Raw genomic sequence first — 22,345 nt, forward strand, 5'->3', positions numbered from 1 at the left:
TTGGGAAATATCGAATATCTTAAAGAAATGGGGCTCGTCATGGAACATCTATTGAACGTACATAATTTAAATAAATCTTATGATAAAGCAGAATTTAAACTTTCTGATATTTCATTATCTATTAAACCGAAAGAGGTTGTTGGTTTAATTGGAAAGAATGGTTCAGGTAAATCAACTTTAATCAATACGTTAGTAGGTAATCGCTTTAAAGATTCTGGTGAAATTCAAATTTTCGACCAAATTGTGACTGGCAATGATTCAAGTCATAAAGAACATATCGGTGTCGTGTTTGATGATTTACGTGTTCCAAATAAATTAGCGTTAACCGATATTAATAAAGTGTTTCAGAATATCTTTGAAACTTGGAATAGTGATAAATTTTTCTCAACTATCGATTATTTTGACTTACCTAAAGACAGACTCATCAAAACATTTTCACGAGGCATGCGTATGAAAGCTGCCCTATCCATCGCATTAGCACATGACAGTCGTTTACTCTTCTTAGACGAAGCTACTGCAGGAATGGACGTTTCAGGGCGTGAAGAAGTGATGGAAATATTGGAAGACTATATTGCTGAAGGTAACGGTGTGTTGATTTCTTCTCATATTTCAGAAGATATTGAGCAACTCGCTACAAGATTGGTATTTATGAAAAATGGTCAAATCATCTTAGAAGAAGATAAACAGTATTTATTAGACCACTACGGCATTATTGAACAACCTGAAGCAGAATTCAACATTCCAAATCATACTTTAGTTGCGACGAGAAAACGAAATAATACATGTATAACACTAGTCAATCGTAGAGAAGAAGTCACAGGAGCACGTCCAATTGAAGGTATAGACGATGCCACCAAACTGATTATGCGAGGTGATAGATAATGAAAGGTTTAATGTTAAGTAGTTTTTATACTTCGAAAAAATCACTGTATACAAATCTCGTTATAGGCATTATTGCTAGTATTCTATTCGCATTCATCAACCCATACATGTGTTGTTTTTTACCTATGGTTTTCCTAATTTCACCTGTTACAGACAACATCAAACATGAAAAGGACTCAAAATGGATGTATTACATTTCGACTTTACCGACAGGACGCAGCCTTTATGTTAAAGGTTATTACGCATATTTCGGGATACTCATATTAGCAGGCCTCATCCTCGGGAGTATAGTTTCATTAATATTTACACAAAGCTTTAAAGTCATGTTAGTTACTGCCCTAATTGGAATTGGAGCTGCTGGTGTATATACCATTATCTTTCCATTAACATTTAAATTCGGTCCTGAAAATTCAAACGTGATAATGATAGCTGTCGCAATCATTATGTTATTAATTTATTTTGTATTCTATTTTGGTATTATTTTGCCAAACATCATCAAATCTGACTTTTCTTATACAGCAGCTGCAGAAATACCTAGCACATTTATCGGCGCAGGCATATTTGGCGTTTTTGGTCTGATCAGTATTGTTGGCTCATACCTATTATCGTTAAATGTATTCAAAAAACAAGACCTTTAAGTTTTGGTTTACTCAGAAAGTTGATCATTATTTCGATTTAGATTTCATTATTTAAAAGCATGAATGTTTCACGTAGAACACGGACTAAAATGTGATATGAAAAAGCGTCTGGGTGTGTGACCCGGACGCTTAATTATTATTATAACTTTCTTCAATATATGGTTTTGCTTTTTCTAAGTCATGTTGGTTTTTAATTGTGATAGATAAATTCCCCGTACCGTAATGTCCAACATTCGTCACATCACGAGTGAAGCTTGATTCAAAGTTTACTTGTGTTAAATCTACTTTAACGTAAAGTTGTATTTTATTTTGTTTAGGGTACACTTCTACACAAACAAAGTTTTTAATTCGTTTAAAGGCAATGTAATACTTTAATTCCTTCACTTGTACATCATCACCCAATGCATCTAAATAATCATACAGTTCATGATATAAATCCGTCAGTTCTTGACCTGCTTTTTCAATATTCTCATTAACTGTAAGTTGTATTGGATGATTGGCAGTACTACTTGATGATTTTTGATTTACGTAACTCTCAGCATTTTTCGCTACTGTAGCATTAATTAAATCTAACATTAAATATTGGTTATCAAATTGTTTGTAACGGTAGAGTTCAATATTACGATTAATTTGTTGAACAGCGTATTCGTCATATCTCGTAAACCCGCCAGCAATACATAACAAGCGAGGCGTTTTCCAATCTATCTTATCAGAAACCTCTTTACCAACCTTTTTCATTACCAATAATTCAAATTCTGCTTTATGATCCATTAACCAATCTAAATAGAATAGCCCTTGATTAATAACATTTTCATTTGTCGCACGTTTATATTCTAGTATCACAGGAGAATAATTCTCATCAATTCCTAAAGTATCAATGCGACCTGAATGCTTTTTACCAGTTGTATATTCTGAGGCTAAAAATGTAATACCTAATAAACTTTCTGTATTATGTTCAATAATCTCTTGGAGCGATCTTTCTATAACAACAGCCGCTCCCTTCAATTCATAAGCTTTCTCACCAGATATATCAAATAACTTGATATCACCCATCCTTAGCCTCCTTCACGAACTTTTGTAGGAAATCTTAAACAAACATCTTTTGTAAAAAGCCTTTTTTGCGTTCTTTTAATAAATCGATTTTTTTAGATTGATTTTCAATCATTTTATCGATATTATCTAAAAAATCAACAATTCTTCTTTGTTCTTCTAATATAGGTAAATGAACTTTTAATTTTAAAAGTTCATTTTTTGAAACATTAAAACGTGTAGAGCCTTGAGCTATTATAGTTATTCTCTTTCTTAACTGACTGCTTCTTAAAATTCTCGCTAAATATATTGGTTCAATATTTTTTGTGGTCACCCTAAACCCAAAACAAAAACTATTTAAATACATATTCTTTGCACTATATAACCATATTGAACTCATTCCTGCTTCATGTGGAGTTTCTGAGGAAGTTGTAATTAATATATCTTTATATTCTACTTTATTTTGGTTTTCAAATTCGTTAATATTAACTTTTTCAACTAAGTCAGACGATGCAATAGTATTTTTGAAAACGTTCCTATATGTTATAAAATATGATTCTCCATATCCAAAGTCTTTTTTTGTTTTTCCAGATAAACCAGTATATGATCTACCTAAATCATCTAGACTCATTCTTCCCCATTTTGGAAAATCGTTCCCATTCTCATCTTTGAATCGAAGTTGTTGTGAGAATATTTTTTGCATGTAACCTTTTTTCTGTTCTTCCAACTTTTCTAATTTTAGTTCTTCGAGTTCAATTTGACGATCGAGTTTGCTGAAGAAATCCACTATATGTTTTTTTTCGACATTATTAGGCAATAATATCTTCAATTTCTTAATGTCTTTTCCTGAAACAGATTCAAAAGTGCTTCCTTGTGAAAACATAAACCATTTTCCATCTATATAAAATTTTTCTAAAAAATAGTATGTAAATAATCCTGAGTTAATTGAACAAACACCTCGTCCTATACATACATTCATTTGAGCGATGGCTAATTTTCCTACAGGTGCTCTTACTGTTAGTAATATGTCGCCTTTAGTCACCATTTTAGTAACCTGCTTTGTATATATCCTAGGAAAGACACGTCCCTTTTTTAAATCTGCATTCCCTTGGACTAGTATTGTCTCACTCTCATCTTCTGTATAATATTTACTTTCAGGACTTTGCCCCATTGTAATTTTTGCTACATCTCCTAACTTCCTTTCTTCCCACTCCCCACTAAATTCAGGGAATCTTAACTCCGGTACATTCTTTTTTTCATTAGTCACGTTTATGCACTCCTAATTCTTGTAAGTAACTGTTGATTTCAGATTCGACTTTTGAGATTTCGTTATCGATTTCATCTAGGTCTTGTTGGACTTGGTCTAAATCAACTGGTTCTTCTTCTTCGAATGTGTCAACGTAGCGTGGAATGTTAAGATTGAAGTCGTTTTCTTCGATTTCTGATAATGGTGCGTTGTAGCTATATTTTTCTACAGTTTCTCTGTTTTTGTATGTTTCAATGATTTTTTCTACATTTTCATCGGTTAAATTATTTTGATTTTTTCCTTTTTCAAATTCATTTGATGCATCAATAAATAACACGGAGTCGTCTGTGTTACGGCACTTTTTAAAGACTAAGATACATGTTGGAATGCTTGTACCGTAGAAAATATTGGCTGGCAAACCAATTACAGCGTCTAAATAGTTTTTCTCTTCGATTAAATATTTACGAATTGTGCCTTCTGCCGCGCCACGGAATAGCACCCCGTGAGGAAGCACGACAGCCATTGTGCCATCATCATGTAAGTAATGCACCATGTGTTGAATAAATGCGAAATCTGCCTTCGATTTAGGTGCTAATTTACCATAATTGCTGAAACGTTCATCATCATTGAATTTACTATCCGCAGACCATTTCGCACTGTAAGGCGGATTGGCTACTACGGCGTCGAACTTTTCATCTTGGAAAGCTGGATTTTCTAATGTGTCATCATTTTGAATGTCAAAGTTTTCATAGCGTACATCGTGTAATAACATGTTCATTCGCGCTAAGTTGTATGTCGTATTGTTTCGTTCTTGCCCATTGTAACGGTAAACGTTGGCCTCTTTACCAACTCGTAATAATAATGACCCTGAACCACATGTTGGATCGTATACGTTTCTTAATTTATCTTTACCATCTGTCACTACTTTCGCTAAAATCTTAGACACTTGTTGTGGAGTGTAGAATTCTCCAGCTTTTTTTCCTGCTGTAGCGGCGAATCGACCGATTAAGAACTCGTATGCATCACCTAACATGTCAATTTCCATTTCGCTATGTACGAATGGTAAATCGGCTAAGTTAACCATAACTTTAGAAATAAGTGCTGTACGTTCTTTCACCGTATTACCTAAACGTGATGAACTTAAATCCATGTCACTGAATAAACCGATGAAATCTTCTTCACTGTCCTCACCAAGTGTAGACGTTTCAACTTTACGAATCGCATTCGCTAAATGTTCAATATCGAAAGTTTGGTTCTCGATTTCTTTAATCATGTTCGCATAGAGATCTTTCGGTTCAATAAAGTAACCAACATTATCGATAAGTTCTTCCTGTAAGTCTTCGCGGTAGTCTTCATCTGCCCATGCTTCTTCATATGTAAGGTCTTCGCCTTCTAGAGCTTCATTATATTCTTGTTCGGCCTTTTCTGATAAAAATCGGTAGAAAATAAGCCCTAATATGTAATTTCGGAATTCGCTGGCATCCATATTGCCACGAAGGTCATTGGCAATCGACCATAACTTTTTATGTAATTCTGCTTGTTGCAGGCGTTGTTTTTCAGTAATTGACATTCTTACTGCCTCCTAAATAATTGTATTGTTTGCGACGTTTTTCTTTATATTGAGTATAACATTTTACTGATGTATATCACATTTATGATGAAAAAGGACATCACGGGCGCATTGTAACGATGGTGATGTCCTAACTCTTGAAATTCTATCTCTCTACACGCTATATTTTTCGGTTACTTCTTCAACAAAGTTCGCAATTGCAGCTTTCGTCTTACGCTTTTCTTTAAGTGGCATCTTACCGACGATATCTTTTAAGCTATTCTTATCTACAACACCACTATATTGAAATTCTGATGTAATCGTCTTTAAAGCTTGTTCGTCGAGTGATTTTTCTTTGGCAAAGTTACCAAAATCTTCTTCACGTTTCGCATTTTCAAATTCGATATAAACTTCATCAATATCGTCTTCTTGATCTAATTTCGGCACGACTTCATCAATGAATTCTCTAATTAAGTCACGTTTTAGGCGTAATGTTGGATCATCCGCATTGTCTAAAATACGACGAATTTGTTCGCGGTTACGTTGTTGTTCATGCTTGTCTTCAAGATCGATTTGTCTTACCAGATTCATAATATATGAAACGTTGATTGTATCATTACTTAAAATTTCAATTTCGAAATCAATATCTTCGAGGATTGAGACTTTGTTCTTTTGACCTTTTTTCGGTTTAACTTCATCATAAATTGCGAAATATTTACTCTTATAATCTTCGAAGTCTTGTTCATCCATACCGATTTCGTCTACAGTAAATTCAAAATCATCGAACGCTTTCATTCTTAATATTAATTTCGAAAGAAGTCGGTACGCTTCAACAAATTCCTTTTTACCTTCTTCGTCTTGCACTTCATCCATAAATTGAGGTGATGGTGCAATTTGCTTCAACTCTTTCAAGGCTTCTTCAAATTCTGATTTATATTCACCGTAACTACGCATTAACACACGATCTGTGTCTTCCGTTTGAGAGAACAACTTTAAAGCATCGTCGACATTTTTCTTGAGATTACGATAATTTACGACCTTGCCGAAAGGTTTCGTTTCTTTTTCCACACGATTTGTACGCGAATACGCTTGGATTAAGTCATGATATTTTAAATTCTTATCGACGTAAAGTGTATTTAATACCTTACTGTCGAAACCAGTTAAGAACATATTTACGACAATAAGTACATCAATTTTATTATCTTTAACACCTTTTTTCACATTTTTTGACAGGTGGTTAAAGTACTCCGAGAACGTATCTGTTGTAAAGTTAGTGCCAAAGCGTGCATTATAATCTTGCATCATTTCTTCTAATTTATCTCGAGAATGATACGTTTGCTCGCCTTCTTTATCATCTTCATTCGCTTGGAATGAATAAATACCTGCAACCGTTAGCGGTTTATTATATTCTGAAGCAATCTTCTTAAATGCATCATAATATTTGATGAGTGCAGGAATACTTTGCACTGTTAAAATACTTGAATATTGGCGATCACGCGTATAGCTATTATGATTTTCTGTAATATGACGTGCGATTAATTCAACACGGCGGTCAGACATCCACACTTCATCTTTATCAATGTCTTCAACCATATCTTCATTTTCAGTCTTAATGGCTTGATCTTTAAATGTATTAATATAGTCAACTGAGAACCCGAGCACGTTACCATCGTGAATCGCATCTTTAATTAAATATGTGTGTAAACATTTGCCGAAGATATCAGCTGTACTACGGCCATCTTGACTGCTATTTTCTAAAAATCGAGGCGTTCCTGTAAAACCAAAGAATTGCGCATTATTAAAGTGCTGACGCACGATACGATGCATATCACCGAACTGACTACGGTGACACTCATCAATGATGAACACGACTTTGTCTGTCTTGTACTGCTCTAATAATTCCGCATTACCTTGGATTGCTTTCGACATTTTTTGAATAGTTGTAACAATTAGTGGTAAACTTTTATCGTTTAACTGACGTACCAATTGTTGTGTGTTATTCGTTTTATCAACGGCACCTTTAGAGAATTTGTTAAACTCTTCTTCTGTCTGACTGTCTAAATCTTTACGGTCAACGAGGAAAATGACTTTTTTAATATCTTCTTGTTCTGAGAGGACTTGGCTCGTCTTAAATGAAGTGAGCGTCTTACCGCTTCCCGTCGTGTGCCAAATATAGCCATTGTTTGCAGTTTCCGTAGCTTGATTAATCAATGCTTCTACTGCATGAACTTGGTACGGACGCATTGCCATCAATAATTTATCCGTTTCATTAATAATCATATAGCGAGAAATCATTTTCGCTAAGTGGCATGGACGTAAAAATGAATCCGCAAAATCACTTAAAGTGTTAATGCGTTTATTATTTTTATCACTCCAATAAAACATATGACTTTTGAATATTTCACCATCATTATTCGAAATATAGCGCGTTTCGATACCATTACTAATGACAAACATTTGAATGTAACGGAATAAACCTGTGAAATTTTGTTTACGATAACGCATCACTTGGTTAAACGCTTCGTTAATATCTACACCACGACGCTTCAATTCTATTTGAACCAAAGGTAAACCATTGATCAAAATCGTCACGTCATAACGCGCTTTATATTTATCTTCCACAGCGACTTGATTCGTCACCTGAAATTTATTTTTACACCAGTTACGCGTATCTAAAAATGATAAATAAACTTCTGATTCATCGTCACGCTTTAACGGTAACTTATCTCTGAGTATGCGTGCACTCTCAAAGATCCCCTTACCATTGATCATCGTTAACAAACGCTGGAACTCTTTATCTGTTAGTGGTTGCCCATCTAATTTGTCGGCATGTCGTTCATTCAGAATCGCACGAAAGTTGTCGAGCATTTGTTGGTCATTGTTGATAGTCACCGTTTCATAACTATTTCCTTTCAACTGTTCAATTAATGCTTGTTCAAGTTCATACTCACTTTGGTATGCCAAACCTATCCCCTCAATTCTCTATGTATTCCTTTTAAATATATCATATAAATAAAAAATTAATAACTTAAAGTTACATTTATGTCTATAAAAACAGTTTTGTGATAATGCATATTTTCAAACTAACACATTTAACGATAATTTAAAGTAAAGTGGGGTGTGAAATATACTTGATAAAAAAGAAACTCCCCCTTCATACAAAGGGGGAGTTTGAATCATATGTTACGCAACTGTAAAAATTTTTATTTAACATCTTTATACTGTTTCAACTTGTTTTTCCATTCTTTTTTCAATGTTTTGTTGTGTGTTTCTTTGAACACAACGTTAGGCTTTAAGTTTGGATCTTTGTCACTGAAATCTTTATATGAGAAACCACTAGATAACGTTATCGTATCATCTGGTTTAAAGATATAGTAGTATACTTTACCGTTATCAGCAAACAAGTACTTCCTAACCGATTTATTCATATTCGCAACGGCCTGGTAACCTTCAACATTCGATAGTCGCTTCGCTGATTCATCGTATCCTTTTGTACCTTCACTAGATGTATACATATAGAAACACCGACTAAATTATGAAATTTGAAGTGATTCGATACAGGTTTATCTTTTTTAATAATTTGTACTTCACCATCATTACGTTAAGCTCTTTTTACATTCACTTATTTTTCTAAACTGTCTTCGATATCTTTAATTTTTTTTTAGATAAGTTTACAGCTTTTTCTCCATCTTTCGTATCTTCTTTTAATGCTTTTTGAGCTTCTTTAGAGTGATATAATTTAATTACTTTTTTAATTTTCTTGCTGTCTTTATCTTTATCATTGATTGCGACTACATTAATATATGGTTTTACTGAATCTGATTTAGCATTTTCTAAATAGATTGGATCATTTTTCGGATCTTTACCAGCTTTTGATGCAACACCATTATTTACGACTGCAAAATCAACATCTGACAATGCACGTACGGTTTGTTGAGCATCTACGGCTTTAATTTTTAAATGTTTTGGATTTGATTTAATATCTTTAGTCGTACCATTTAATCCAAAGTTATTTTTTAGCTTAATTAGACCTGCTTTTTCTAATAATTTTAATGCACGTGCTTGGTTTGAAACATCATTTGGAATAATAACTTTTGCACCATCTTTAACTTTTTTCACGTTTTTAATTTTATCAGAATAGATACCCAGAGGTGCTAATACTGTCGTACTAGCCACTGAGATTTTAGCGTCTTTATGTGATTTTTTATACTCATTTAAAAATGCAAAGTGTTGAAAAGCATTCATATCAATGTCACCGTCACTCAAAGCTTTATTAGGAACATTATAATCTGAGAATTGTTTAATTTCAACATCTAAACCTTCATCTTTAGCTAATTCCTTAACTTTTTCCCAAGCCTTTGTATCGTTTGAAGCAACACCTATTGTAACTTTGTCTTTACCACCTGAGCATGCTGCTAATAAAAATAATGTTGCAATTGCTAATACTATTAACTTTTTCATAACTTTTACAACTCCTTGTTTAATTTCTGCGTATACGTTTTGAAATATAATTACCTAATGACTGAATGATTTGGACGATGATAACTAATACAACAACAGTAATGATAATGACGGTCGTATCGAAACGTTGGTAGCCATAAGCGAGTGCTAAATCACCAATATCACCACCGCCAACTGCTCCGGCCATTGCCGTACTTCCAATAAGTCCAATAATTGCAGTCGTTATTGCTAAAATTAGTGACCCTAATGCTTCAGGTAACAAGAAATAACGTATGATTTGAATAGGTGAAGCGCCCATTGCTTTAGCAGCCTCGATAATACCATCATCAACTTCTAGCAAGGAATTTTCTACTAAACGTGCAATATAAGGTGCCACATAGACTGTTAATGGGACAATTGCAGCCGTTGTTCCTATTGAAGTTCCAGCAATCAACTTAGTAAAGGGTACAATCGCAATAAGTAAAATAATAAATGGAAGGGATCTAAATATATTTATTATCGGGTTTAAAGTCCGATACAAAATATTGTTCGGCCAAATTCCATTTTTACGGGTTACAACGAGTAATATCCCTAATGGAATACCAATTAATGCACCAATGACAAGCGCCACCGTTACCATATATAAAGTTTGATAAAGTGCTTCAAATAACTGAGAACTCGTAATACTTGAACCAAACATATTATTACACCTCCTCATATTGAATATATCGTTGTTTGAAAAAAGCTTCGATATCGGTATCTTTAAAATGGGCATCATGTTCAAATCTCAACCACAAATAACAAACTGTATCATTTTGAACCGTCGACATTGATGAGAATAAAATATTTACATTTAACTGATGTTTATGCATTAAATCATTTACGAGTGGTTGTTGAATTTGATTTGAATCTAAGAATAATTTGTAATCCGTGTAATTATGATCCTCACGTTGATTAAAACTATCTTGCAATGTTTGCGTTGGTTCTGTATCAATAACTGTAGATACAAAATTCTTTGCCGTATGCGTTTGAGGTTGACTAAAAACCTCTTTCACCGTTCCTAATTCTATAACTGTTCCATGTTCCATCACTGCTATGCGATTACAAATACTCTGAATCACACTCATCTCATGTGTTATTAGTAATATCGTTACGCCAAAGGTGCGGTTAACATTTCTCAATAAATTTAATATAGATTGTGTCGTTGCTGGGTCCAACGCACTCGTTGCCTCATTACAAAGTAAAATTTTGGGATTTGTGACCAACGCACGAGCTATTGCCACACGCTGTTTCTGTCCACCTGAAAGTTCATCTGGAAATTGATCTTTCTTATCAGCCAAACCAACGAACTCTAACATTTCGTTCACTTTTTGAGTAATCTCTTCTTTACTTTTTTTACTTAAAACTAGTGGCATGGCAACATTTTTAAACACTGTTTTAGAATTTAATAAATTAAAATGTTGGAAAATCATACCTATATCTTTTTTTACGTTCCTTAAATCTTTCTCTTTATATGTATCTAATTCATGTCCATCTACAATCACTTGACCATCTGTTGCTCTTTCGAGTTGATTAACGAGTCGCACTAATGTACTTTTTCCTGCACCACTATACCCAATCACACCGAAAATATCGTGTTTATCAACAGTAAACGTGATATTTTTTAAGGCGTGTATCTCTTCATCTTTTTTCCGAAATACTTTATTTACATTGTGAAATTCGATCACTCCAATTCCCTCCTATGTAATTCTTACTAAAATGATATGATATTTGATTATAGGCAAGAAAAACATCCAAGTCAAGACTATTTTCAGACTTTTCACAATAGAAAGAATTATCTTACATTTTTAAACGTATTTTAAACTACAATTTAAACGTAAAGTTCAAAAACCTATATAAGTCCACTATTAACAATGTAAGGTTAGTCTCCCGTTTGTCATACGTCACACACCCGGAAGTCTTAAAATTCCTTTAGTCTTGACCTTCAAGTAAACTTTAATGCTATGTTTATTGTAATTAAAGATTAAGGGGATGATGGTTATGTACATTGGAGAAGTCGCCAATCAATTAGGTATTAAAAAGTCTATGATTCGCTATTACGAAACACAAGGTATACTTAAAGTACCTAAAGATAGTAATGGTTATCGCTATTTTGATAAGCAAACAATCAAAAATTTAAAATTAATATGTAATTTAAAGTTATTCCATCTATCTTTGGAAGAGATTAAATACATCGTATATTTATTTAATCAACCTATTTCTGTTGAATGCAACATGGCTTCTAGTGATTACCTAGGAAATAAAATTGAGGAATTAGAGCAACACATTAATCTGCAAAGGCATATATTAAATCAATTCAAGCAAATTAATGTTTTATGTAAAGACATGAAATATCAAGAAAATGAAGAGATCATATTGGATTTACTCGAGCGAGGTGATACTAAATGATTAGTATTATTTATGCTGGCAACCGAGACGGTGTATGTGCGGAATTATTTAAAAACATCCGTACTCATATCAACTTCTCACAAACGGTCAATGTTATTGATTTACAGTGTAATCAATATGATTTTCGCCTAACTCAAGGTTATCATCAACCATTATCGGAAACATGGAAACAACATATTCAAATAATGGAACAGAGTGATACTCTGATTTTTATTTATCCTCTCTATTGGTTCAATATGCCAATGTTATTGAAAGGATTTGTTGATACGACCTTTTGGCCTGATTACGCTTTTAGTTTTAAAGATAAAAAGTTTTTAAAAAATGGGTTATGGAAAGATAAAAAGGCAATTATTATCTATACTTTAGGTGGCAGCGAATGGTTTCACCGCTTAAATAAACGTCTAGGTTATCGTGTACTTAAATATCCCTTAAATATTTCAGGTATATTTGATATTACAACTTTCTATATCGATAATTTAAATCGGTCGGCTACTCACAGTACTCATGTTCAAAAACGAATTAACACGATTACTCATAAAGTTACTAAGCTAATTTAATTGGATATTTTAAGTTTCACTAAGAGTATAAAATTCAAATTGCCTAGAAAGAAAAGTCCCTAATTGTTAGATATAGAATATATACACTCAACTAACACATACAAAAAGGTTCTTGAATAACATATAAGATCTAAGTATAGTTTGCGAGACACCTAAGGGAGAAGGATGAGTGTCGAGACCGAGGCTCGACCCAGCCCCCTAGGTAAGCGAGCAACAATATTATTAAAGTAATTTTTATCATCTTCAATAAGAATCACCATACCTAGTAACGTCGGTAAGTGTCTCTATATACGAAGTATTAATATATAGTTAAGCCCATCAAAGATTAAAGAATCTTTGATGGGCTTATTGCTAGTATTTATGTTTTAGCTTCTTTATTCATTATTTCAAATTTCTTTTATACACGGTTTTTCCTTCTACAACACTGATAAAGTATTGTATGTTGTTTGTTAAGTCTACGAGAGACACGTAACCTTGATGACCTGCACCTGTGTCGATACACATCGAATCTTTATCAATATAAACCTCATCTAATTCACAGCCATATCGAAATGTTGGTACGTGGCCATGAATAATTTTATGGCCTTTGTATTTGCGTGCGAGTGGCACATTTTCATGTCCTGTCACGTGAGCTTGAACTTGGTTGTCTAATGGACGTCCGGCCTCAATGCCTGCATGTACAAACAGATATGACGAATCCATAGCAAGTGTTTTCATTTTCTTAATAAAAGGGAGCCACGGTTGTACATTTGGTTGATCACTTTGTAGCCATTTCATTTCGTGGTTGCCGAGTAATACGGTCGCTCCCTGTTGATGTAAATCTTTGATAATACGTAGTGTACCGACTGAACTGGGTCCTTTGTTGACGTAATCTCCTAATAAATATAATCGATCTACATCCGCATCATAGCCTGCTTTTTTTAGTAACTTTACGAATAAAGTACCGTAACCATGGATATCTGATGATACGAATAGCCTGCTTTGATATCCTATCGTTGATACCCCCTCAATCGTTCATACACTATAACTTTATTACTTTAATGATTTTTTACGTTGCCAACGTTCCATCGCAATTAAGATAACTGACGTTATACCGATAGATAACAGTGCCATCGCCATACCTTGGGCAGAGTTACCTTGTTCGAATTGTCGGTAAATAAACGTAGATGACGTATCTGTATTCGGAGGTCTTAACATTAATGACCCGACTAATTCACGCATTGAAATACAGAATATTAAAATCCATCCAGAAATGATGCCTGGTCTTAATAATGGTAACGTGATTGTTCTAAACAACGTCCAGCCTGTACTGCCAGATATTTCTGCCGCTTCAATTAAATTCTTACTAATGTTTTGGTTAACGTTTTTAATATTCTGCACGGCATACGGAATATATAAAATAGTATATGTTAACACTAATATTAATATTGTATTGTACAGTGGCACAGGATTCGCTTTATTGTTCCATAGTAAAATGATACCAATAACAACAATGATACCTGGCACTGTATTAGGTAGTAAACTTGAAAAGTCGATAAATTTACCAAGTTTATTGCGTTTTTGCGTAACCATAACGACCCATAAACCAATGATTGATGCTAAAGTTGCTGAGCATATGGCTAAAATGAAACTGTTCGTTAACGCGATGCCACCATTACCAACTAGCACATCGACAAAGTTTTGTAAGGTGAAATTACTTAATTTCAGTCCTGCCGACGATTTCTTCATAAATGAACTTAAGAAGATACTGATGTACGGTAATACGATTGTTAAAAATAACTCAAATACTACGAAGATAATGCCGATAATCAACCATTTCTTGCTTGTCTGCATCATGACTTTCTGGCCTTTCCCCACGTTCACTTTAAAGTTTGTACGTGATTGGAACCATTGTTGGAAGCCCCAAACTGCCATACTGACACCTAATAATAGTGTCGATAATAGTGCAGCATGTTGGAAATCAATCGGCCAAATTGATGTACTATGGTGAATTTCTGAAGTTAACACACGGTAGCCGATACGGTTACCCATTGTTACCGGTGTACCAAATTCTCCGATTGTTTTGACGAAGACTAATAGCGCACCCATGCTGTAACCTGACATGAATAACGGAGCTACAATTTTACGGAAACGGTACATAAAGCCGCCGCCATAAATCAATGCTGCCTCTTCTTGAGACTGTTGTACTTTGAGTAATGCATTTTTCAGCACAACGTATAGAAATGGTGCCAAGTGACAGCTCATGATTAAGACCATTCCAAAGAATGAAAAGAAATACGGTGTGATGTGCGCAAAGATTGGACTAATTTGTTCCAACAAACCGTTGCGTTGCATCGTTAACATCCAACCCATTGAACCAATATACGGTGGTGTCATGAACGGAATCATAATTAAAATATCTAAAAACTGATACTTCGCTAACGGTGTCTTTGTCATAATATAACTTAAAGGTAATGCTAGCACCGTGCTCAATATTACGACCGCGATGCCAAGCATAATCGAATTCCACAATACCTTTAAACTATCACTGCTGAATAACTGAGCCACATTACCGAAAAATGATGTGCCCGCTTCTGGAATAAATCCTTTCACTAATATCATTATTAGCGGCAAGATAATGAGTAGAAACAGCACAATAAATGCGATAATTTGATTCGTACGTTTCATGAATAAGTTTGATTTCATACTATCTCATCATTTCTGTAAATTGTTTTAGAACTTTTTCACTCTTATCTGAAAGTGATTCCCAATCATATTTATATTCTTTAATTTCTGAACGTTTTGCTTTGTGTTTATTTTTCTCTTGTGACTTATCAGCAGGGATTAAGTAATGATCGTCAACTTCTTTTTGACCGTCTTTACTCGTTACATAGTCCATGTAATCTTTTGCTTCATCTTTATGTTTTGAAGACTTTAAGATAAATGCTGGTCTTGGTGAAATCGCTGTACCTGATTTAGGATATTTAATATCAACTGGTTCACCTTTTGCTTTAGCTTTGTAAACCATATAGTCTACGCCACCGTATACGACATCATTTTTACCTTTGATGACTGTTTCTAATGCTGGTTTGTTCGCACCTGCTAATTTCATACCGTTTTCTTTTAATGCTTTGTAGTCGTCCCAAGCCTTTTGACCTTCGTTATTTACTTTAATTGAAAGTAAATCAAGCGCTGTACCTGATTCAGATGGGTCAGGAATTGCAATTTTGTCTTTAAAGCGTTTATCTGTTAAATCTTTTAAGTCTTTTGGTGCTTTTTTAACATTGTCAGTGTTGTATGACATACCTAAAGCACTACCACTAAATCCATAATAATAGCCTTTTTTATCGATCCAGTCTTTGTATAATTTTTTGTGGTTTTTAACTTTGTAAGGTTCGATTAGACCTTTTTTCTTATAATCTATCGCAGCTGGTAAAGAAGCTAATTGTACTACGTCTGCTTTCGGATTATCTTGTTCTGCTTCTAGACGTCCAAGTACTTCACCTGTAGTACCTTGGAACACTTTTACTTTTTTATGAGATTTCTTTTCATAGTCTTTAACCATATCTTTTACTAAATCATCTGGTCCAGCTGTGTATAATACTAAATCCCCTTTGCCGCCTGAACTTTTATCTCCTGATCCCCCGTTGCTATTACCGCTATCTGTTTCCTCTTTGTTTTGACACCCCGTTAATACGACTGCTGCTGTTAATGCTACACCCAAATGTTTAACATATTTTTTCATAATTTCTTACCCCTCCATTGAAATAAAATGATTTTGTGATAATGCAAATGTTAATTTAACGTTATCTCCAATTTGATAAGCTTTATCGTCGTAAAACATCATCTCGTTATCTTTAACTTGTGCAGTATATTGATAACGTTCACCAGTAAAGCTCTTCGTTAATATTTTCGCATCTAAGCCGTGCTCTGAAATATGTACAAGTTCCGGTCTCACAAGTAAACCGTAATGTCCGTCTGCAATTTCTGATTCGCTCTTAACCTCAATGCCTGATGTGCTTGTAAACACATTGTTGCGTACTTGTCCTTCTACAAAAGTACCTTTACCAATAAATGTAGCAACCTCTTTGTTTTTCGGATGATGATATAACGATTCTGGAGAACCGAATTGGACGATTTTACCATTGCGCATCACCGCGATTTCATCCGACATCGTCATCGCTTCGTACTGATCATGTGTTACAAATATTGCTGTCATGTGGTAATTCTTAACTAAACGTTGAATCAATAGACGCATATCTTCTCGTAATCCAGCATCGAGTGCTGATAATGGCTCATCCATCAATATTAATTTATATTGTGAAATGATTGCCCTTGCTAGCGACACACGCTGTTGTTGACCACCTGATAATTGATGAATCGGTAAATCATGATAATCTGCTAACTGTACTTCCGACAATGCTTGCATGACACGTTCTTTCATGTTGTTCGTATCCTTTCTCACCTTCAGTGGATATGCAACATTTTGGAAAACGGTCATATGTGGCCATAATGCAAAGTCCTGAAACACCATACCAATTTCTCTCTTACTCGGTGTTTTGAAAATATTATCTTTATCCGAGTAAAAAACGTCATCCCCATTCACAATGCGACCTTGATCCGGCTGTTCGAGACCCGCGATTAATCTTAATAACGTCGTCTTCCCACAACCAGAAGGACCTAACAACGATATAAACCGACCGTGCTCAATCGTTAAATCAATATTCTTGATAACTTCTTTTCCGTTAAACGACTTTTTCAAATTAACTACTTTAAACACGATTCCTTCACCTCTGGTTACACTATATAAAAAGATTGTTAATAAACATTAAATAACTTGTTAACTACAAATCAAAGATATACATGTATGATATATAATTATATAGAGAAACTTTATATTAAGGAGCGGACACATTGAATACAAAACAATTGATGATTTTTAAATACTTTGTCGAAGAGCAAAATGAAATCGCCGTTGCGGAAATTCTAGGTATTACACAACCGACTGTCACTTTTCACTTGAAGAACTTAAACGAACTTTATGGGGTCAAACTGTATAGTAAAAAAGGTAAACATTTTAATCTGACAGAAGCTGGAAAATCACTGTATTTTAATGCCAATAAAATCTTACACCTCATGCAAGAAACCGAAGATACGATGAAAGACTTCGAGAAGTCTAACCGAGGTACTTTGAAAATTGGTGCCAGTCATTCACCGATATACAGCGCTCTACCTAATACATTAAAAAAATATATCAACGAATATCCCGACATCGATATTTCATTAACTGTAGATACCGCACCTATTATTATTAAAAAAGTGAAAGCAGGAGAAGTAGAAGTCGGTGTCATTGCAGAGAAAGGTTTACAAACTTCTGACGTTAAAATTAAACGATTATTTAAAAATCCCTTAATGCTCGTCATGGATCGTCAACACCCACTCGCTCAAGAAGATAATTTAGAACTAAAAGAAATTCTAAAATACCCTTTCGTCATTCACCATAGTGGCTCAACACGTGAAAGTATTGATGAATGGCGTAAAGATCATTTAATTGATCTCAACGTACGCATGGAATCAAACAGTATGAGTAGCATCATTTCGACAATAAGCGACTCAAAGATGTTAAGTTTACTGAGCGCGACGGCAATTGAACATTATTCCAACCTTATTGCGAAACCATTACCTAACCAACCATCCGACCGCCACATCTCAATCATCTATCGTGATGATCGCTTTATATCGCCAATGATTCAAAACTTTATTAATCAATTCTATTTGGAAGGCAAGAACATGTAGTTAGTTGCAACATCATATTGAAACGCTCGTTCAAATGTTTGTAAATGTGTAACAAGAGGAAAGTGAAAAATATAATTCTTTCCACAAAGGAGCATGATGATGAATAATAAAGTTGTATTAGAACAAGCTGCTCAACAATTTAGTGACGATAATAAACCGCATCCGCGCATTTACGAATTAGAACCAAAAGATGGTAGAGCATTACTTGAAAAAGTACAATCATCTCCGGTAGAAAAACATAAAGTAGACATTGAAGATACAACATTTTCAACTGAGAACTGGGGCGACGTGCCAGTCAGATTTATTCGCCCTGAAGGTAATCAAGAGAAACTGCCAGTGATTTATTATATTCACGGCGCAGGTTGGGTCTTCGGAAATGCCAACACGCACGATAAATTAGTAAGAGAATTAGCTGTAAGAACGAATTCAGTTGTTGTATTTCCTGAGTATTCATTATCACCAGAAGCAAAATACCCAACAGCAATTGAGCAAAACTATGACGTCTTACAACAATTAAGAAATGTATCAGAAGAAAAGAATCTAGATATCACAAGATTAACAGTCGCTGGTGACTCAGTAGGCGGCAATATGTCTACCGTAATGACAATCATGACAAAGCAGCGTGAAGGCTTACCAATTAGTCAACAGTTATTATATTATCCTGTAACAAATGCTGAATTTGATACAGAGTCTTACAATGCATTTGCAGAAGATTATTACCTTACTAAAGAGGGCATGCAATGGTTCTGGGATCAGTACACAACAAATCCAGACGAAAGAGCTGAAATCACAGCTTCACCATTACGTGCAGATGAAAAAGAACTTGAAGGCTTACCACCAGCAATGATTTTAAACGCAGAAGCCGACGTATTACGTGACGAAGGCGAAGCATACGCAAACAAATTAAGAGCAGCTGGTGTAGACGTTGCGCAAATCCGCTTCCAAGGTACAATCCATGACTTCGTAATGCTGAACCCACTAGATCAAACAAACGCAGCGCGTGAAGCAATGGACATCTCTACTTCTTGGATAAACAAGAAAAACAATCAATAAATGTAGGTTAACAAGCGTGTGAAATATTAATTTCTTTTATTTAAGCAAATTACCCGGGAAATACCGGATACAAGTTCACATCAAACGACGGTAAACATAGAAAAGCGCCTGGGCTATCGAAGTCCCAGACGCTTTGTTGTTTATGTGATAGTTTATTCAAAGTGTTTATAAGTCGATTGAACTATTCATAGAAGTAGCTAATTCGTTTTGGATTGTAGAAGCTAAAAGTCGTAATTCCGGATGATAATTATTAGCAAATCCTATAATCATGTGCTATTTGATATATTCAGTGACGAAACGATCATCAGGTATATTGTCATCAATAATTGAACATAAATCCTTATATTTAATTTCTTCGACCTGGCGATGGGCAATATATTTAATAATTGCTATATGGACTTTCTCAAAAACTTCATATTCAAAATTAAACTCTAAAAACAATAAGCTTATAGATTTCGTATCCAATTGATTACTTCCTAGCTCTACCGATAATTCATTAATTGATTGATATAATAACCTGAAACTTTCTTTATTAGTTAACAAAATTAACCCTCCATCTCAATGGCTTTTCTCAAATATAGAATCTTCGTGAAAATATTTCTGTTAGTTTGTCTATAAACAACGTAACATAAAGAATAAGGGAAAGTATTTTTAATATAGAAAAACACGCTATTTGAGAAATCACCCAAATAACGTGTCCTTTTAATAAATATTAGTAAATAGAGAATATCAAATCAGTTTTTAACTGATCTTGCGTTTCATGAATATCTAAATTATCTAATTTGTTTACAATTGATTGTTGTACTGCTTTAGCTTCTGATTCGGTATTAACTTTTGCAGAAAGTTCTACAACATTTTTGTTACCAATTTCCCAGTTTTCAATTTTAACGTTATTGTCATCAATTTTACCTTTATGACGTTCGAAATGCACAGGACCAACTGCTTTCGGATCATTGATCTTGTTTAATAGCGCGTCATACGGTGAAGATGCAAAAGACTTTAACGACTTCAGGCTATCTGAAGCATTTGGTAGTTCTGTTCCATCTAAATTCAAATCTTCTTCCGATTCTTTAGTGACACTTAAAGTTTGTTTATTTTCACCATATTCAACTTCAAACTCATCACCATCAAAACCATCTGCTTTAGCTTGATTTATCGCAGCATCAACATTGCCATTTTCGATTGGATATCTTTTCTTATATTGATATTTATGTGTGTCATCATTTTCTGACTTTCTGACACGATATGTAACACCATTTTGGTGATTTGATTCATTCTGATCATCAATATACTGTACGTTGAAGTCCTCATCTTTGTCTTCAGAACCTAACTTTTCTAAAATATCGTGATCAATATGTCTATTATCCTTAACAACTTTATCCGCATCTGCAAAAACCTTCACTTCATACTGATCAGCCGCCGCATGTGCTTTACCTATAGGTAACAAAAACGCACAAGTTGTCGCCACCGCCATACCTTTAACTAAAATTGATTTCAATTTCGCCACCTCCACCCTACACTGTAAAATAACTTTGTAATTCCCATATTGTTAAATTATTAAAGAAAACCTAACTTTTATTAGATAATTGAATATAAATCTATAAAAAATCTATATTGGGTTAAAGTTTAATAAAAAAACTTGGCTGTTCTTTATACAGCCAAGTTTAGTTAATATAAAATTGTTGTTACTATCAATTCAATATTAGTATTTATACGGGTCGTCATCTACTTTTTTGTCATAATCAGATTTGTCTTGTGCAAAGCTATCATTACTTTGAGCATCCGATTGACGATGATTATTCTGGTCAAAATCGCGACGTTCATGATTATCTTGTTCGAAATCACGGCGTTCATTGTTGTCTCGATTTAAATCACGATTTTGGTCATTATTTTGATTAAACTCATTACGTTGGTTGTCTTGATTGTTGCGGTTAAAGTCATTGTTGTTATTGTTTTCGTAGCTATTATTATGATTTGGATTATAATCGTTATTTCTGTTTTGGTTTAAGTTATTATTGTTATGAGTTGAATTTTGGTAATGATCGTTAGAATATCCATTTGAGTCATAAATAGATTGCTTTGGCTTTCTAACTAATAGCATAATTCCTGAGATTAACCAGAAAATACCTGCACTAAAGATAGATAAAATACCAATTATAATTAAAATAATACCTGACATTTTGTTCTTTTTGCCAATTTTAATTGCTGCAAAAATCGCTAATGCTAATATAATAAGGCCACCAATTAATAATGCAATAAATATGCCAGTCATCATTCCAACTGCTGCCTCTGCATCAGCTGGTGTGCTTCCTTCAGAAATAATACTTTGCTTTGCTGAAGAACCACCAACACTAAATGCAAATAAAAAGAATATTATGGATAGTAAAGAAAGTACATGGAAACCTACACCAATCCATGCTAATACACGTTCTGCCGTTCGTTTAATCATGTTAGACATCCCCTTTTAGTTTTTATCTTTCTTAAGTTTAATAATATTAAATTAAACAATTTTATTCAATAGTTTTTCAATTTCTTTATCTTTATTTTCGTACCAATCGATAGACCAAATACGGTGAATCTCCCACCCTCGTTGCGTTAAGGTGTTAGATTGAATGATTTTTTTCTACAAAGCAAAAATGAAGTAAAAACATAAAATACAGAAATCAATTAACTGAATATTTCGACTAATTACGTTGTGAAAGCCCTTTTATAAAATGAAATAATTGAT

At 34.0% G+C, this 22,345-nt stretch carries 22 protein-coding genes and 1 pseudogene; 6 read left to right on the top strand and 17 right to left on the bottom strand.

Annotated features, from left to right (window positions below; translation table 11 throughout):
* Window positions 1-39: 39 nt before the first annotated feature.
* Window positions 40-882, top strand: a complete 843-nt coding sequence (locus QQM35_RS02825; protein ID WP_251942376.1) for an ABC transporter ATP-binding protein — start codon at window positions 40-42, stop codon at window positions 880-882.
* The gene (locus QQM35_RS02830; protein ID WP_251942375.1) at window positions 882-1,520 is read left to right on the top strand and encodes an ABC-2 transporter permease; all 639 of its coding nucleotides are present in this window, start codon (window positions 882-884) and stop codon (window positions 1,518-1,520) included. The genes QQM35_RS02825 and QQM35_RS02830 overlap by 1 nt, the downstream gene beginning before the upstream one ends.
* Window positions 1,521-1,649: 129 nt before the next feature.
* On the opposite strand, the gene QQM35_RS02835 is transcribed toward QQM35_RS02830, so the two are convergent.
* The 9 genes and pseudogenes from QQM35_RS02835 to QQM35_RS02870 all read right to left on the bottom strand — a co-directional run bounded on the left by QQM35_RS02835 (window position 1,650) and on the right by QQM35_RS02870 (window position 11,511).
* Window positions 1,650-2,573: a DUF5655 domain-containing protein gene (locus tag QQM35_RS02835; RefSeq protein WP_342610491.1), complete on the bottom strand. Its 924-nt coding sequence runs from the start codon at window positions 2,571-2,573 to the stop codon at window positions 1,650-1,652.
* Window positions 2,574-2,607: 34 nt separating this feature from the next.
* The gene (locus QQM35_RS11425; protein WP_418129327.1) at window positions 2,608-3,180 is read right to left on the bottom strand and encodes a restriction endonuclease subunit S; all 573 of its coding nucleotides are present in this window, start codon (window positions 3,178-3,180) and stop codon (window positions 2,608-2,610) included.
* Between the two features lie 5 nt (window positions 3,181-3,185).
* A pseudogene (locus QQM35_RS11430) lies at window positions 3,186-3,816 on the bottom strand (restriction endonuclease subunit S); the annotation flags it as partial.
* Window positions 3,809-5,365, bottom strand: a complete 1,557-nt coding sequence (locus tag QQM35_RS02845) for a type I restriction-modification system subunit M (RefSeq protein WP_251521819.1) — start codon at window positions 5,363-5,365, stop codon at window positions 3,809-3,811. The gene QQM35_RS02845 and the pseudogene QQM35_RS11430, both read right to left, overlap by 8 nt.
* A gap of 153 nt (window positions 5,366-5,518) precedes the next feature.
* Window positions 5,519-8,308: a type I restriction endonuclease subunit R gene (locus QQM35_RS02850; RefSeq protein ID WP_342610492.1), complete on the bottom strand. Its 2,790-nt coding sequence runs from the start codon at window positions 8,306-8,308 to the stop codon at window positions 5,519-5,521.
* Between the two features lie 239 nt (window positions 8,309-8,547).
* A complete protein-coding gene (locus QQM35_RS02855) occupies window positions 8,548-8,859 on the bottom strand; it encodes a hypothetical protein (RefSeq protein WP_251521814.1) in 312 nt (103 codons plus the stop codon).
* A 115-nt stretch (window positions 8,860-8,974) separates the two neighbouring features.
* The gene (gmpC, locus tag QQM35_RS02860; RefSeq protein ID WP_342610493.1) at window positions 8,975-9,805 is read right to left on the bottom strand and encodes a dipeptide ABC transporter glycylmethionine-binding lipoprotein; all 831 of its coding nucleotides are present in this window, start codon (window positions 9,803-9,805) and stop codon (window positions 8,975-8,977) included.
* A gap of 19 nt (window positions 9,806-9,824) precedes the next feature.
* Window positions 9,825-10,484, bottom strand: coding sequence for a methionine ABC transporter permease (locus QQM35_RS02865; protein WP_251521808.1), 660 nt, complete (start codon window positions 10,482-10,484; stop codon window positions 9,825-9,827).
* Between the two features lie 4 nt (window positions 10,485-10,488).
* Window positions 10,489-11,511, bottom strand: a complete 1,023-nt coding sequence (locus QQM35_RS02870) for a methionine ABC transporter ATP-binding protein (RefSeq protein ID WP_342610494.1) — start codon at window positions 11,509-11,511, stop codon at window positions 10,489-10,491.
* Between the two features lie 313 nt (window positions 11,512-11,824).
* Between QQM35_RS02870 and QQM35_RS02875 the strand changes: the two genes are divergently transcribed.
* Both QQM35_RS02875 and QQM35_RS02880 read left to right on the top strand, forming a co-directional pair.
* Window positions 11,825-12,232, top strand: a complete 408-nt coding sequence (locus QQM35_RS02875) for a MerR family transcriptional regulator (RefSeq protein WP_342610495.1) — start codon at window positions 11,825-11,827, stop codon at window positions 12,230-12,232.
* A complete protein-coding gene (locus tag QQM35_RS02880; protein ID WP_251521799.1) occupies window positions 12,229-12,789 on the top strand; it encodes an NAD(P)H-dependent oxidoreductase in 561 nt (186 codons plus the stop codon). The genes QQM35_RS02875 and QQM35_RS02880 overlap by 4 nt, the downstream gene beginning before the upstream one ends.
* A 381-nt stretch (window positions 12,790-13,170) precedes the next feature.
* On the opposite strand, the gene QQM35_RS02885 is transcribed toward QQM35_RS02880, so the two are convergent.
* Genes QQM35_RS02885 through QQM35_RS02900 form a run of 4 tightly spaced genes read right to left on the bottom strand, consistent with a single transcriptional unit; the run spans window position 13,171 to window position 17,548 of the window.
* A complete protein-coding gene (locus tag QQM35_RS02885) occupies window positions 13,171-13,800 on the bottom strand; it encodes a metallophosphoesterase (RefSeq protein WP_342610579.1) in 630 nt (209 codons plus the stop codon).
* 21 nt (window positions 13,801-13,821) lie between these two features.
* On the bottom strand, window positions 13,822-15,474 hold the full coding sequence (locus QQM35_RS02890) for an ABC transporter permease (RefSeq protein ID WP_251521796.1): 1,653 nt from the start codon (window positions 15,472-15,474) through the stop codon (window positions 13,822-13,824).
* A gap of 1 nt (window position 15,475) precedes the next feature.
* The gene (locus tag QQM35_RS02895) at window positions 15,476-16,513 is read right to left on the bottom strand and encodes an extracellular solute-binding protein (protein WP_251521793.1); all 1,038 of its coding nucleotides are present in this window, start codon (window positions 16,511-16,513) and stop codon (window positions 15,476-15,478) included.
* Between the two features lie 6 nt (window positions 16,514-16,519).
* Entirely contained in the window at window positions 16,520-17,548 is a 1,029-nt protein-coding gene (locus QQM35_RS02900; protein ID WP_251521790.1) for an ABC transporter ATP-binding protein, read from the bottom strand.
* A gap of 134 nt (window positions 17,549-17,682) precedes the next feature.
* Here QQM35_RS02900 and QQM35_RS02905 point away from each other — a divergent pair, with 134 nt between their 5' ends.
* Together QQM35_RS02905 and QQM35_RS02910 are read left to right on the top strand one after the other, a co-directional pair.
* Window positions 17,683-18,564, top strand: a complete 882-nt coding sequence (locus QQM35_RS02905; protein ID WP_251521787.1) for a LysR family transcriptional regulator — start codon at window positions 17,683-17,685, stop codon at window positions 18,562-18,564.
* A gap of 99 nt (window positions 18,565-18,663) precedes the next feature.
* Entirely contained in the window at window positions 18,664-19,617 is a 954-nt protein-coding gene (locus tag QQM35_RS02910) for an alpha/beta hydrolase (protein WP_251521784.1), read from the top strand.
* A gap of 273 nt (window positions 19,618-19,890) precedes the next feature.
* On the opposite strand, the gene QQM35_RS02915 is transcribed toward QQM35_RS02910, so the two are convergent.
* The 4 genes from QQM35_RS02915 to QQM35_RS11435 all read right to left on the bottom strand — a co-directional run bounded on the left by QQM35_RS02915 (window position 19,891) and on the right by QQM35_RS11435 (window position 22,234).
* Window positions 19,891-20,160, bottom strand: a complete 270-nt coding sequence (locus QQM35_RS02915) for a hypothetical protein (RefSeq protein ID WP_251521782.1) — start codon at window positions 20,158-20,160, stop codon at window positions 19,891-19,893.
* A 169-nt stretch (window positions 20,161-20,329) separates the two neighbouring features.
* Entirely contained in the window at window positions 20,330-21,115 is a 786-nt protein-coding gene (locus tag QQM35_RS02920; protein WP_418129120.1) for a hypothetical protein, read from the bottom strand.
* Window positions 21,116-21,319: 204 nt separating this feature from the next.
* Window positions 21,320-22,066, bottom strand: coding sequence for a DUF4064 domain-containing protein (locus QQM35_RS02925; RefSeq protein ID WP_342610496.1), 747 nt, complete (start codon window positions 22,064-22,066; stop codon window positions 21,320-21,322).
* A 51-nt stretch (window positions 22,067-22,117) separates the two neighbouring features.
* The gene (locus QQM35_RS11435; protein ID WP_418129329.1) at window positions 22,118-22,234 is read right to left on the bottom strand and encodes a hypothetical protein; all 117 of its coding nucleotides are present in this window, start codon (window positions 22,232-22,234) and stop codon (window positions 22,118-22,120) included.
* Window positions 22,235-22,345: the final 111 nt, after the last annotated feature.

Source organism: Staphylococcus hsinchuensis, assembly GCF_038789205.1.
GTDB classification, from domain to species: Bacteria; Bacillota; Bacilli; order Staphylococcales; family Staphylococcaceae; genus Staphylococcus; species Staphylococcus hsinchuensis.